Below are 12,523 nucleotides of genomic sequence, written 5' to 3'. Positions count from 1 at the left end.
TTTCTCAAGGCTCGTCCTTCCGATTCATTCTCTTCCGCAACCATGCGTCTCATTGTTGCAAGGTGGGCGTGATGAGTTACGGACTGCAAGTGGTAAATGATTCTGGCGCTATATCCCTAGACTCTGAATATGCGAGGTTGTGTGTCTTTCATAAGGGAACCTATAACTCTGGCGCGTCCGTCGTCTTTCAGAATGTGGTTGACACGCAGGAGCCGCCCCTTGTTTTTATCAGGCCGCCAAATAATGGCTCGCTGATTCAGCTTGGCGTTCTTCTTGAAGGATCGGCGGGGGCGTGGACCGGCGCCACAGTGACCTCTGGGCAGGTTCACTCTGGAAACATATTCGTAGCTGCGTTTTCATCCAAGCCTTTGTCCACTTATGGCCTAAGAATGTGGGGTGCGGATGGAAAGCAGATATTTGACTCTGCTGTTCAGGCGGCAGTATTCACAAGGGTCGCGCACAACTGGACATTTACGCACGCGGAGCAGAGCGGACAAGGGCTAATAACAAATTGGTATTCGGTTCCTCTCAACTACGCCCTAGGTGATTACTTGATGATCAATAATGCAAGGATGCCCATGATGGCGGGAAACAATGAATCTAGAGGGACGGGGCTGCGATATGACTTCCCGGCCGGGCTTATCAGATTTAGCGTTACTACCGTGACGAATCCAACATACTTTTCGCTCTCTGCGGTATTTGGGAAGCTGGCTGTTTAATTTTCATTTCGTATAGGGGTTTAATTCAATGGCAAGACAAGGCATTAATCTCGGTACGGCGCCTACAGGCCAGGGCGGCGATACGTTCCGTACTGCCAGCCAGAAAAATAACGACAACTCGAGCGAGCTTTATACTGCCCTTGGTGCTCCGGCTAACGGACAGCTGCCTGGGTCACTACCCGTTGCAAAAGGCGGCACGGGCGGGACTACGCAGATTACCGCCCGACAAGGTTTAGGCCTGGGCACTGCTTCAACTGCGAACTCAGGTATCCAAGAAGCTCAACTTATTCCTGCCGGCGTTGCAAGCGGCATGTTCTCTAGCGTTGCTCGTGACGCTTACCAATATGACAGACCGGCAGAGCCTGGTCAGCCAGGAGCTTTTTACAAGTTCCTTAACGACGGATCGTCTTCAGGGCTCAGCTACTCCACTCTCATTAGAATCCCTTACAACACCGGGTATGAGGCGCAGATTTTCATTCCGGTGTCGCAAGGTACTGGATCGCTATACTTCAGGACTACTCCGGGAGCTGCCGGCACGTTCGGCCCGACTTATAGCGTTTACCACACAGGCAACACCACCCGAGGTTCGGGCGGTGCGCTTTCTGCGGCTTCACCCATCCTGCGAATTGCCAATGTCGCGCTGACTGAGCGCCGGGATTTGGGGGAGCAATCCTTTGAGCCGGCCGGTGAATGGGGCGTAGCAAACGAAGAGGCGCGGGGCGTGACCGTTGAGCGCTTTGGTTTGGGCGAGTACCGGGTGAACGGAAGCCTTGGCCTGGCACTGGAAGGCTGGCGGACCCACGACCCAAGCTCCCCAGATGGTGGCCGAATGCTTGGTATCACCGAAAGCCATCAGGAAGAGGATGGCACTGTCATCATTCGCCTATTCAAACAGCGCTGGACGCTCACCGATGACGGAGAGATGGTGCCGGGTCGGGGGGCGCCAATGGATGTCCCGCTGAATAGCTGGATCGATGTGCGGCTTGAAATGCCCAAGGTCGATACACCACCGCCACTCAGATCGACCGAAGAATAGCAGCCCGCCAACTGAGCGGGCTTTTTTACGCCTGGAGAAAAGCATGTCGACCACCGAAACTCGCGGGGTACGCAACAACAACCCCGGCAACATCGATTACAACCCGGCCAACCAGTGGCAGGGCCAGCTGAAGCCAGACCCTGCTTTAGAGAAGCGCTTCGCCAGGTTCGACACGCCGGAGAATGGTATCCGCGCCCTGGGCAAGCTCCTGCTGACTTATCAGCGCAAACATGGCCTGAAAACTGTGAAGGCGATCATCAGCCGGTGGGCGCCGTCGGTAGAGAACGACACTGCGGCGTACGTGCGCGCGGTCGAAGCGAACACCGGCACCCGGCCTGGCGCCGAGATTGACCTGGTCAACCCGGTGGTAATGGCTGGCTTCGTCAAAGCCATCATCCATCACGAGAACGCCGGATATGCCTACCCTGATGCGGTGTTGGCAGAAGGCGTGCGGCGGGCGCTGGCATGACGTCGGTACAGAAGCTGGCCGGCCTGGTGGTGCTGATCCTGGTGCTGATGGCCAGTGCCGCGGGCGTTACCTGGCAGGTTCAAGACTGGCGGATGGGCAATAAGCTCGCCCAGCAGGCCGTCCTGCACGGGGATGACCTTGCCGCGATCAGTAATGCCGCCACCGCCCAAGCCCGCGCCGAGCAGGGCAAGCGCCTGGCCCTGGAGCAGCAGCTCGCTGGCCAGGACAAACAACATACAAAGGAATTATCCGATGCTCAACGCAACCAGGCTCGCATGCGTGACCAGCTTGCTACTGCTGATGTCCGGCTGTCAGTCCTCCTTGCCGAGGATCCAGCCAGTAGCTGCAACGTGCCTACCGCCCCCGGCGCCGTCGGGATGGTTCATGCAGCCCGTCGAGCCCAACTTGACCCAGCGCATGCGCAACGAATTGTCGCCATCACCGACGATGGGGACAACGCCATAATCGCCTTGCGTGCGTGCCAGGCGTACGTCAGGGCTATCGCTCGCTGATCGGCTGAATCAGCTCGGGCCCTTTGTTGCGCACGTTGCCCACGGCCGTGTCGACCTTGAACCACTCGAATACCTCAGACGGTTCACCCTGGTGAAGTACCATCTGCTCGGCGCGCTCCTTGGGCGTGGCAGGATCCAACCATTCCCGCGCCAGGTCCGGGGTAAGCACCACCGGGCGGCGGTCGTGAATGTCCACCATGCCCCCGGCACTGTCGGCGGTGATGATCACGAAGCCATCATGCTCGCCCGGTCCTTCATCAGCGTCCGGCAGTTGGCCAATGGCAGCGCAGAGTATCGGTGCACCATCCCGCCGGCGGATGAGGTAGGGCTGCTTTTTTGGGCCGCCTTCATCCACCCACTCAAACCAGTTGTCGATAGGTGTGATGGCCCGGTGCGGCCAGATCGCTCGGAAGAACGGGCCGTGTGCCACCTTCTCCACGCGGGCATTGATCGGCGCTGCTCGGTCTTTTGCCCAGTGTGGTCGCCAGCCCCAGCGCACTGGATCAGCGTGTAGCAGGTCGCCCTGCAGGTGCAGCAGCGCAACCGCAGTTGATGGCGCCACGTTGTACCGCTCAATCGGCTGATCGCCCACGGAGTTAGCAAGCGCATTGGGCATGCTCAACGCTGCAACGAAGTCGTGGATTCCCCGGTACTGCGAAAGTCTCCCGCACATAAGCATCTCCGCTCGTCGGCGCCGATGAACAGCCGGTCCCCGGCCAATCTCTACACTGTAGACACTGGCCCGAGGTATTCGTCATGGCGATCAACATTGATCAGGTGAGCGCAATGGAGGCGTGGTTTGCGCTGCGTAACGATCCAACCTTCATATCGGCCACACCGGAAGAACGCTACGAAACGCGACTGGCCCTGGCTGACGACCTCAAACAACAGGGGCTGATCAACGAAGGTGAGTGGCGCGAACTGACTGAGGAAGCAGTTGCGGCCTATGCCGACGAGTTAGGCTAATGGCTGCTTGTAAACGCTAAGCTCGAGCAGCAATCGCTGGTTCTCCCTGCGGAGGTGTTCGTTCTGGTTTGAGATCATCTTCAGGCTCATGATCTCTTTGCCTCTTTCCGAGTATTCGACATTTAAGCGGCTGAGTTCTGCCTCGGCGTAACGGAGCTTTTCTTCTGCGTCGGACTTTCCTGTCATCAGCAGATCATTCATCTGCACCAGGCCGGCAATATTCGCCCGCGCTCGACGCAGCATGCGCTCAGTCTCCACCAACTCATCCACGAGGATGGCGCACTGGTGCTGGTACATCTCCAGCGGAGTGGGGCAGCCGAGCCAATCATCGGTGTCCATGTCTACGTTCATAGCGTGAATCTCGGGTACTGTATGTGCGTACAGTAATGGAGGTTTTAGCGTGGTGCGATTTGAGCCGACGAACTGCATCAGGCTCCACGTGATGGCATATTGGTATTCCGTGCTCTACAGTCACACGCTCAGATCTTTAGATGGAGCGCGTGATGAAGCTAAAAGTGGACAGCGTCAACAATCGTGGAAATCTCAATCAAGAGCACGTCTCCCTAAGGGTGCTTGCGAACTGCAATCTGTCGCACTACATGGTGATGGACACGACTTTTGCTGGTGACGGCGGAATATCGAATGCTCATCGTCATGTAAAATGGTTGCCTCAAATCGATGTCACGGCCGGGATGATGGTCGCGCTCTGGACCGGAAAGGGCGCAGACCGAATCGAGGTACATGATGGAATTACATGGCAGTACATATATTGGGGGTCTGGTACTCACATCTGGAACAATGATGGTGATGCCGCCGTTTTACTGGAGCTTTCGAATTGGGAAACGACAGCTGTAAAGTAGTTTATTTTACGGGTTTGGCCTCTGGTGTAACGAGGTTGGCCCATTCCTGCATCATCCCTCGACGCTGATCTATATAGGTGGCGTGGTTATACACGTCACGGATGAAGCTACTATCGGCGTGAGCAAGCTGTCTCTCAATCCAGTCACGGTTGTATCCGCGTCCGTTCATCTCGGTGGAGAATAGGTGACGGAACCCGTGTGGTGACTGGATGCCGGTGAGCCCGCAGGAATCCATGACGTTGTTGGCGTAGTTGGTCCCGATCGGTGCGGTGGTGCTGTTGCGGTTGATGAACACGTACCGCTTATCGCCGGTGATGGGGAGCATACTCTTGAGTATGGCGATGGCCTGTGTCGATAGCGGGACTGTGTGATCCCTCCGCATCTTCATTTTCGCGGCAGGCGTGGTCCATATCGCGGCGTCCAGATCGATTTCCGACCATTCGGCGTGTCGGACCTCGCCCGGACGAGAAGCGGTGTAGATCATCAGCATCAGCGCGGCTTTCAGCTGTTGGCCTGAGGCGCAGTCGCGGATCGCCACCATAATCCTGGGCATTTCACTGAACGGAAGGAATGGGTGCGGCTTGTGCTGGCCCATCTTCTCGGTCACGGCGTGCATCTCGGCGGTGGGATTCGCCTCAATGACGCCAGTAGCGATGGCATAGCTGAACACCTGGCTCATGCGCTGACGGACCTTCACGGCAGTGGCTACCGATCCCCGCTTTTCCACCCGGCGAATCAGCGCAATAACATCGGCTCGCTTGATAGCGTCGATCTGACGATCGCCAAGCGTAGGCAGAACGTCCAGCGCCATGGCATTGCTGATCACCCTGTAAGTGCCCGGCGAAATGCTCCCCTTCCTGAACGCCAGCCATTCGTCATAGACACGACGGAAGGTTTGCCCGCCTGCCGCGATCATCCCGGCTTTCTTTTCCCTTCTTGAATCGCGCGGATCTACTCCATTCGCGACGTCCCCTCGCGCCTCGTCTCTCCGTGCGCGCGCTTCCTTAAGGCCGGTCTCCGGGTAAGTCCCGATCGAGATGCGCACCTGCTTTCCAAGCCATGTAAATCGAAAATGCCAACTCTTTACACCGCTTGGAGCCACATAGAGTGAAAGGCCGAGCGAGTCGGGGATGGTGTATCCAGTTTCCCTGGGCTTTGCCTGCTTCGCTGCCGTGTCCGTGAGTGCCACTAGTACATTGCTCCACGCGTTCAATTTTCAATGTACTGGATAATGTACTAACTGTTTTGCATTGGGAAGGTATTGAGCGGTACGCGGTGATACGCCTAGCGCTGAGACTCGCGGGCGTTCATTGAGATGGTGATGCGAGGCGGTTTTTGGTGGGAGGCTACCGTGGAATTCTTGAAGATTTCCACAGTGTTTTCAGCTCGGTCAGGTGTCTGGCAGGCGGCGAGTTTAACAGCTTGATCAACCTCTGCGCATACCGCCCCTCATGTTGTAGGAGCAAGCTTGCTCGCGAAAAACCCAAGGGCGCCGCGTTAGTCCAGGCACCCTGCGTTATCGTTGACGACCTTCGCGAGCAAGCTCGCTCCTACACTTAAAGGGCTAGCAAACGGTCGCCGAGCTTGCCGTTATCCGCCAATGCCAAAAACTCATCCCCCAGCCGTTGGCTCTCGCTCATGGCAGCTTGCCAATATTTGTTGCGACCAGGGTCATCGCCCATAAAGCGCTTGAAGTCGCTGCGGTCTGGCAGCTTGCCGTGGGGCAGGCGGGCCAGGTAGTCCCTGGACGGCGCCAGCAGTAACACATCCTGCAAGCCTTGCTGGTTGCTGCGTCGCCATGGCAGGCCCTTGTCGAACCAGCCGGGGATGACCCGGTCGGTAAAGTGCGGGTACAGCACGATGTCATCGCCGTGGTAGGGCAGGTCGAGGTGGTAGTCCAGCAGGCCGCCGTCGCGGTAGGTGCCGGCCCCGGCCCCAGGCAGGTCGCGTACGCCTTGCATGACCATGGGGATCGACCCGGACGCGAGCAACGCCTGGCGCAGGTTGCCCACGTCCAGGGTGAGAAAGCGCGAGGGGAAATCTTTCAGGGGGTGTACCGGTGGCGCCTGGCGCGGGTCGTGGATGATCAGCCGCTCGAAATGCCGCGACAGCCGTGCGCGGCCCCGCAGGTTATCGGCAATCACCGACGACAGGCCCAGCCCCAGCCGCCCACGGTGGTCATCGGCGAGCAAGCCGTGGCTCTTTACCACCATGATGTTCAGCCGATAGTCGGGGTTGTCCAGCACCCGCGCATCGCGCCCGGCCAGCAGGTCGTCGAGCATGCGTTGGCAGCTCTGGCTGACTTGCGCCATGGTCACGCCTTTGGCAAAGCGCTGCTCGTTGTACAGCCGGCCCAGGTCGAGCAAACCTTGCACCGGGTCGGGCAGGCAGGCGCTGGCAAACCGCCAGGAGCCAATGGACGCGCCGATCAGCGCACGCTCGCGCGGCGCACGGGGCAACCAATCACCGAACAGCGCCAGGTCGAGCCCTTGGATACCCAGGGCCTTGGGGCCGCCAGCCGCCCCGGGGAGGATGCCGACGTCGGCAGGCGCAAGGCCCTGCTCGCGAATGCGGGTGATGGCGCGTTTACCGGCCTTGAGTGTCAAGGCCGGGAACTTGATATGGATGGCTGTCATACCGGTCTCTGTTGAGGCGAGCGGGGCAGTATAGGAAATCTCGCAGGCAGTGGGAAAAATGGCTCGACTGGAATTGCCATGGTGGCAATTCAGTTTCAGTTAAGTTGCAGCGCGTACCGTGGCCGGCGTAGGAAAACATCATGTAACGGAGACTTATCATGAAGCGCCTCACTGCCCTGGGCGCCGCCGCTATCATCCTCGTTACGGCGACCCCGGCCGCCGCCGTGGACCCCGACAAGCCACTGATCGTGCCGGCCACTGTTACAATTGTCGCTTTCGATCAACTGGAAGCTACGGCCCTGGCCCTTCACCCTGGTTCGACGCTGCTGGACACCGATTTGGATGAGGAATACGGCAAGTACGTCTATGAAGTCGAGCTACGAGATGCAGACGGCATTGAATGGGACGTTGAATTGAACGCGCTCACCGGGCAGGTTCTCAAGAATCATCAGGATACGTAATGAAGGTAAATTTACGCGTCGGCAGTCGCGTGGCGCTGGTGCTCATGGTGTTCTGTTCCAGCCTGGCGGCCCGCGACCTCAACCAGGACGAAGCCCTGGCCCTGCGCCAACAAGGCGTCATCCTGCCATTGGAACAGCTGTTGCAGCAGGCCATGGCGCGATACCCCGGCTCACGGCTGCTGGAAGCCGAACTGGAAAAGAAACACGGGCAATACGCCTATGAAGTGGAACTGGTGACCACCGAGGGCGTGGTGCGCGAGATCAAGCTGGATGCCACCAATGGCGACCTGATCAAAGATGAGGAAGACTGATGCGCCTGCTCCTGGTGGAAGACAACGTGCCCCTGGCCGACGAACTGATGGCCGGCCTGCAGCGCCAGGGCTACGCGGTCGACTGGCTGGCCGATGGCCGCGACGCCGTGTATCAGGGACGCAGCGAGCCGTATGACTTGATCATCCTCGACCTTGGCTTGCCCGGTTTACCCGGGCTTGAAGTGCTGGCGCAATGGCGCGCCGCCGCGTTGGCCATCCCGGTGCTGATCCTTACCGCCCGCGATTCCTGGGCCGAGCGTATCGAAGGGCTCAAGGCCGGCGCCGATGATTACCTGAGCAAACCCTTTCACCCTGAAGAGCTGTACCTGCGCATCCAGTCGCTGCTGCGCCGCTCCCACGGCCAGACGAACCAGCCCACCCTGCAAGCTGCCGGTCTGCATTTGGATGAAGGGCGCCAGTGCGTGCTACGCGACGGCGCCGAGATCCAATTGACGGCTGCCGAGTTTCGCTTGTTGCGCTATTTCATGCTGCATCCCGAACAGATCCTGTCCAAAAGCCACCTGGCCGAACACTTGTATGACGGTGAGACCGAGCGCGACTCAAATGTACTTGAGGTGCACGTCAACCACCTGCGACGCAAATTGGGCCGCAGCGTGATCGAGACCCGGCGTGGCCAGGGCTACCGTTTCGGCGCCACCCCGGCATGAGGTCGATCCAGCGGCGCTTGAGCCTGGGGTTGATCAGCGTGATGGTGATTGTCGGCGTGGTGCTGGCGCAAACCAGCCTGTGGTTGTTCGAGGCGGGTTTGCAACGCTACCTTGAAGCGGGCTTGCGCAACGACAGCGAAAACCTGCTGGTGGCGCTGGTGCGTGGGCCCAACGGCGTGCAGTTGGATGAGCAACGCCTGTCGCCGGCGTACCAGCGGCCGTTTTCCGGGCATTACTTTCGTATCGACTTTGCCGATGTGCATTGGCGCTCCCGTTCATTGTGGGACCAGGAACTGCCCCGGCTCCCGGTGGCGGGGCTCAAGGGCAACCTGCAACTGGGGCCCGAAGGCCAGCAACTGTTGGTGCTGCGCTCGGACTACAAGCGCTTCGGCCAATCGATTTCCATCAGCGTGGCCCAGGACTACACGCCTGTGCGCGAAAGCTTTCGCCTGATGCGCCAGGTCGGCCTGGTGATGGGGCTGGCGGCGCTGCTGTTGGTGCTGATCCTGCAACGGGTCACCGTGCGCCGTGCCCTGCGCCCCCTGGAGACCGCACGCAACCAGATCGCCCAACTGCAACAAGGCCAACGCTCGCAACTCGACACCCAAGTGCCGCTTGAGCTGGAGCCCCTGGTGGCGCAGATCAACCACCTGTTGGCGCACACCGAAGACAGCCTCAAGCGCTCTCGCAACGCCCTCGGCAACCTGGGGCATGCGCTGAAAACCCCGCTGGCAGTGTTGTTGAGCGCCGCCTCCAGTGACGCCCTCAAGGATCATCCGCAACTGAGCCAGTTGCTGCGCGAGCAATTGGAGCAGGTGCAGCAGCGCCTCAACCGTGAACTCAACCGTGCGCGCCTGGCGGGCGATGCCTTGCCGGGCGCGTTGTTTGACTGTGAACAAGAGCTGCCCGGTTTACTGGCCACCCTGCGCATGATCCACGGCGAACACCTGGACCTCAGCTATCAGGTGGCGCCGGGCCTGCAACTGCCCTGGGACCGTGAAGACTTGCTGGAACTGCTGGGCAATCTGTTGGACAACGCCTGTAAATGGGCGGACGCCGAGGTACGCCTGAGCGTCAGCGAGACGCCCCAGGGCTATCGGCTGGCGGTGGAAGACGACGGCCCCGGCATTCCCGAGGCCCAGCGCGACCAAGTGTTCAGCCGTGGCGCACGCCTGGATGAGCAAAGGGTTGGCCATGGCCTGGGTTTGGGGATCGTGCGCGACATTGTTGAGGTGTGGGGTGGGGTGTTGCAACTGCAGGAGAGTGAGCTGGGTGGGCTCCAGGTATTGATCCAGTTGCCACGCCGCTGACACTGGCACACCGCTGCTCAAAATGTGGGAGCTGGCTTGCCTGCGATCGCATCGACTCGGTTTACCTGGAATACCGAGGTGTCTGCATCGCCTACTGTAGGAGCGAGCTTGCTCGCGAAAAACNACGTCAACGAGTGCTTGCTGAATGAACGCGGCGCCTGTGAGTTTTTCGCGAGCAAGCTCGCTCCTACAAAAAGCCCTTAACGGACTGGCATTGGGGCAGGGTCCCACAGAAAAGCCTAGCTACATTCAGACCCTGAACTGATCCATCAACCCCTGCTGCTGGTTCGCCAGGCTGTTCAACGCCTGGCTGACCCGCGCCGATTCATTGGCCTGCTCCGACAACGATTCGGTCACATCGCGAATGGTCGCCACGTTGCTGTTGATCTCTTCGGCCACGGCGCTTTGCTCTTCCGCGGCGCTGGCGATTTGCAGGTTCATGTCGCTGATCACCGTGACCGCATCGCCAATCTGGCGCAAGGCGGTGACGGCCTGGCCGACCTGTTCGACGCTGCCCTGGGCCTGGCGATAGCTGTTGCCCATGGAACCGACCACATCGCTGGTACCGGTTTGCAATTGTTCGATCACCAGGCGGGTTTCTTCCACCGATTCCTGGGTGCGCCGTGCCAGGTTGCGCACTTCGTCGGCGACCACGGCAAAACCGCGGCCGGCTTCACCGGCGCGAGCGGCTTCGATGGCGGCGTTGAGCGCCAACAGGTTGGTCTGCTCGGCGATGCCGCGAATCACTTCGAGCACCGAGCCGATCTGTTCGCTGTTGGCGGCCAAGCCTTCAACTTGGGTCATAGCGGTGCTCATGTCGGCGGCGAGCTCGCCAATGTTGGCGGTGGTGCGGTCGATAACCGTCAAGCCTTGACGAGTCGCCTGGTCGGCATCTCGGGCGGCTTGGGCCGCCTGGGCGGCGCTGCGGGCCACGTCCTGGGCGGTGGCGCTCATTTCGTGGGATGCGGTGGCCACCTGATCCACCTGACGGTACTGCTGCTCCATGCCGGCGCTGGTTTGCGTGGCAATAGCGGCGGACTGGTCGGCGGTGCCGCGAGCGTCCTGCACCGAGCGTTTGACCTCGGCAATGATCGGCTGCAGCTTGTCGAGGAAACGGTTGAACCAGCCGGCCAATTGGCCCAGTTCGTCCTGTTTGGCATAGGCCAGGCGCCGGGTCAGGTCGCCTTCGCCGCTGGCGATATCCTCAAGCATGTGCGCCACGCCGAGGATTGGCCGGGTCACGCTGCGTGCCATCAGCCACACCAGGATCAAGCCGACCACGGCGGCCAGCAGGCCCAGGCCCAGTTCCAGCAGGGTGCCTTTGGCGTTGTCGGCGTCCAGCTGGTTTTTCAGCGCTTCGGCGGGGGCGACCAGGACTTTTTCCGGTACATCCAGCAATACGCCCCACGCCTTACCGCCGGGAATCGGCGCAAAAGGCGCCAGTACCTTGAGTTGGTGGTCGGTGCGCAGGCTGCGGGTCTGGGTACTGCTGGCCAAGGCACTGGTCAGCTGTGCGCCGCTGGCCGGGTCGACCTGCTCCAGGCGTTGGCTGAGTTTGCTGGCATCCGGGCTGTAGCCAGCCAATAAGCCAGTGGCGCTGAGGATGCTGACCTGGGTCTGGCCGTCGTACAGTTTCTGGCTGGCCTGTTGGCTGACCGCCTGCAGGCTGTTGAGGTTGATATCCACCGACAGCGAGGCGATGACTTTGCCATTGACCATCAGCGGGAACACGATGCTGGTCATCAGCACGTTCTGGCCGTCGATCACATAGAAGTAGGGCTCGATCACGCAGGGCTTGAGAGTCGTGCGCGGGCAGGTGAACCAGGCGTTGGCCTTTTCGCCGCTGGGGCCGATGGAGGTGTCGGCCATGTCGCTCTCGGGCAGCGCCATCGAGGTGATTTTCCCCGGTGTCGGTTGCGACCAGTACAGCGCGAAACGGCCTTTGTCATTGCTGCCCAGTTCCGCCTGGTTGGCGAACAGTTCGTCCTTGCCGTCCAGCGCATTGGCTTCGAACACCAGGGACAGGCCGAGCAGGTCGGGGTTGGCCTGCAGGGCGGCCTTGACCTGGCGCGTCAGGTCTTCACGGGTGTCGAAGGCATCGAGAAAGCGCTTCTCGGCCTGCTCGCGCAAAAACAACACCTGGCGGGAAAAGCCATGGCCGTACTGGTAAGCATCCATGAACTGCTGGCGAATGCCCAGCGCTTGCACTTCGCCTTGGGCCTCGATGCGCGACTGGGCAGCTTCGTCGAGCATCTGCATGCTGGACGCCTTGACCTGCTGCGAGCTCTGCGCCATGCGATACAGCGACAGACCCACCAGCAGGGTCACGATCCCCAGCAGGCAGAGGCCCGCCAGCAGGGTGATTTTCCATTGAATGGAGAGCTGCCTGAGCGACATCGGGACATCCTTACCTGAAAGCACATAGAGACAGCGTATCGGCCAGTGCCGGTATTTCTTTATCTGTGCAGAGGGCTTTGTCTCACCACAGTTTTTGACATGACAGCCCAGCTCCTGCAAAGTGCGCGCCCTCTAATAAGACCTCTTTCAAGCCTGCACGCCGGCAGCTGTTCCCATG

General features: G+C 60.0%; 15 protein-coding genes and 1 pseudogene. 10 read left to right on the top strand and 6 right to left on the bottom strand.

What is annotated here, in order from left to right:
• Positions 1-71: 71 nt before the first annotated feature.
• Genes ACTJLA_RS18010 through ACTJLA_RS17995 form a run of 4 tightly spaced genes read left to right on the top strand, consistent with a single transcriptional unit; the run spans position 72 to position 2,736 of the window.
• On the top strand, positions 72-719 hold the full coding sequence (locus ACTJLA_RS18010; RefSeq protein WP_440841783.1) for a hypothetical protein: 648 nt from the start codon (positions 72-74) through the stop codon (positions 717-719).
• A gap of 28 nt (positions 720-747) precedes the next feature.
• Positions 748-1,755 (top strand): hypothetical protein, encoded by a 1,008-nt coding sequence (locus tag ACTJLA_RS18005; protein ID WP_440841781.1) that lies wholly within the window; start codon positions 748-750, stop codon positions 1,753-1,755.
• Between the two features lie 43 nt (positions 1,756-1,798).
• A complete protein-coding gene (locus ACTJLA_RS18000) occupies positions 1,799-2,224 on the top strand; it encodes a structural protein (RefSeq protein ID WP_440841779.1) in 426 nt (141 codons plus the stop codon).
• On the top strand, positions 2,221-2,736 hold the full coding sequence (locus ACTJLA_RS17995; RefSeq protein ID WP_440841777.1) for a lysis system i-spanin subunit Rz: 516 nt from the start codon (positions 2,221-2,223) through the stop codon (positions 2,734-2,736). Before ACTJLA_RS18000 ends, ACTJLA_RS17995 begins: the two co-directional genes overlap by 4 nt.
• On the opposite strand, the gene ACTJLA_RS17990 is transcribed toward ACTJLA_RS17995, so the two are convergent.
• Positions 2,723-3,409 carry an SOS response-associated peptidase family protein gene (locus tag ACTJLA_RS17990; protein WP_440841775.1) on the bottom strand — a complete coding sequence of 229 codons (687 nt, stop codon included), beginning with the start codon at positions 3,407-3,409 and terminating at the stop codon, positions 2,723-2,725. The two genes, ACTJLA_RS17995 and ACTJLA_RS17990, sit on opposite strands and share 14 nt — an antisense overlap.
• 83 nt (positions 3,410-3,492) lie before the next feature.
• Here ACTJLA_RS17990 and ACTJLA_RS17985 point away from each other — a divergent pair, with 83 nt between their 5' ends.
• A complete protein-coding gene (locus ACTJLA_RS17985; protein ID WP_440841773.1) occupies positions 3,493-3,702 on the top strand; it encodes a hypothetical protein in 210 nt (69 codons plus the stop codon).
• On the opposite strand, the gene ACTJLA_RS17980 is transcribed toward ACTJLA_RS17985, so the two are convergent.
• Positions 3,694-4,053, bottom strand: coding sequence for a hypothetical protein (locus ACTJLA_RS17980; protein ID WP_181125677.1), 360 nt, complete (start codon positions 4,051-4,053; stop codon positions 3,694-3,696). The genes ACTJLA_RS17985 and ACTJLA_RS17980 overlap by 9 nt on opposite strands.
• A 152-nt stretch (positions 4,054-4,205) precedes the next feature.
• On the opposite strand from ACTJLA_RS17980, the gene ACTJLA_RS17975 reads away from it, so the two are divergent.
• Positions 4,206-4,562 carry a hypothetical protein gene (locus tag ACTJLA_RS17975; protein WP_440841772.1) on the top strand — a complete coding sequence of 119 codons (357 nt, stop codon included), beginning with the start codon at positions 4,206-4,208 and terminating at the stop codon, positions 4,560-4,562.
• A gap of 1 nt (position 4,563) precedes the next feature.
• On the opposite strand, the gene ACTJLA_RS17970 is transcribed toward ACTJLA_RS17975, so the two are convergent.
• A complete protein-coding gene (locus ACTJLA_RS17970; RefSeq protein WP_440841770.1) occupies positions 4,564-5,751 on the bottom strand; it encodes a tyrosine-type recombinase/integrase in 1,188 nt (395 codons plus the stop codon).
• 367 nt (positions 5,752-6,118) lie between these two features.
• Entirely contained in the window at positions 6,119-7,198 is a 1,080-nt protein-coding gene (locus ACTJLA_RS17965; protein ID WP_054922297.1) for a hypothetical protein, read from the bottom strand.
• Between the two features lie 158 nt (positions 7,199-7,356).
• On the opposite strand from ACTJLA_RS17965, the gene ACTJLA_RS17960 reads away from it, so the two are divergent.
• The 4 genes from ACTJLA_RS17960 to ACTJLA_RS17945 are packed head-to-tail and all read left to right on the top strand — an operon-like array spanning position 7,357 to position 9,948.
• Positions 7,357-7,659, top strand: coding sequence for a PepSY domain-containing protein (locus ACTJLA_RS17960; protein WP_034125808.1), 303 nt, complete (start codon positions 7,357-7,359; stop codon positions 7,657-7,659).
• Positions 7,659-7,970 (top strand): PepSY domain-containing protein, encoded by a 312-nt coding sequence (locus ACTJLA_RS17955; protein WP_003190266.1) that lies wholly within the window; start codon positions 7,659-7,661, stop codon positions 7,968-7,970. The genes ACTJLA_RS17960 and ACTJLA_RS17955 overlap by 1 nt, the downstream gene beginning before the upstream one ends.
• Positions 7,970-8,638, top strand: coding sequence for a response regulator transcription factor (locus ACTJLA_RS17950; RefSeq protein ID WP_034135263.1), 669 nt, complete (start codon positions 7,970-7,972; stop codon positions 8,636-8,638). The genes ACTJLA_RS17955 and ACTJLA_RS17950 overlap by 1 nt, the downstream gene beginning before the upstream one ends.
• The gene (locus ACTJLA_RS17945; RefSeq protein WP_054898804.1) at positions 8,635-9,948 is read left to right on the top strand and encodes a sensor histidine kinase; all 1,314 of its coding nucleotides are present in this window, start codon (positions 8,635-8,637) and stop codon (positions 9,946-9,948) included. Before ACTJLA_RS17950 ends, ACTJLA_RS17945 begins: the two co-directional genes overlap by 4 nt.
• Positions 9,949-10,197: 249 nt before the next feature.
• Here ACTJLA_RS17945 and ACTJLA_RS17940 read toward each other — a convergent pair whose 3' ends face one another.
• Positions 10,198-10,953, bottom strand: coding sequence for a methyl-accepting chemotaxis protein (locus ACTJLA_RS17940; RefSeq protein ID WP_370694801.1), 756 nt, complete (start codon positions 10,951-10,953; stop codon positions 10,198-10,200).
• Positions 10,954-11,055: 102 nt separating this feature from the next.
• A pseudogene (locus tag ACTJLA_RS17935) lies at positions 11,056-11,202 on the bottom strand (HAMP domain-containing protein); the annotation flags it as partial.
• Positions 11,203-12,523: the final 1,321 nt, after the last annotated feature.

Origin of the sequence: Pseudomonas sp. 22072, assembly GCF_052046095.1 — a bacterium.
GTDB classification, from domain to species: domain Bacteria; phylum Pseudomonadota; class Gammaproteobacteria; order Pseudomonadales; family Pseudomonadaceae; genus Aquipseudomonas; species Aquipseudomonas paracarnis.
The sequence above is the reverse complement of the archived record's forward strand: the minus strand, read 5'-3'. Positions and strand labels throughout refer to the sequence as shown.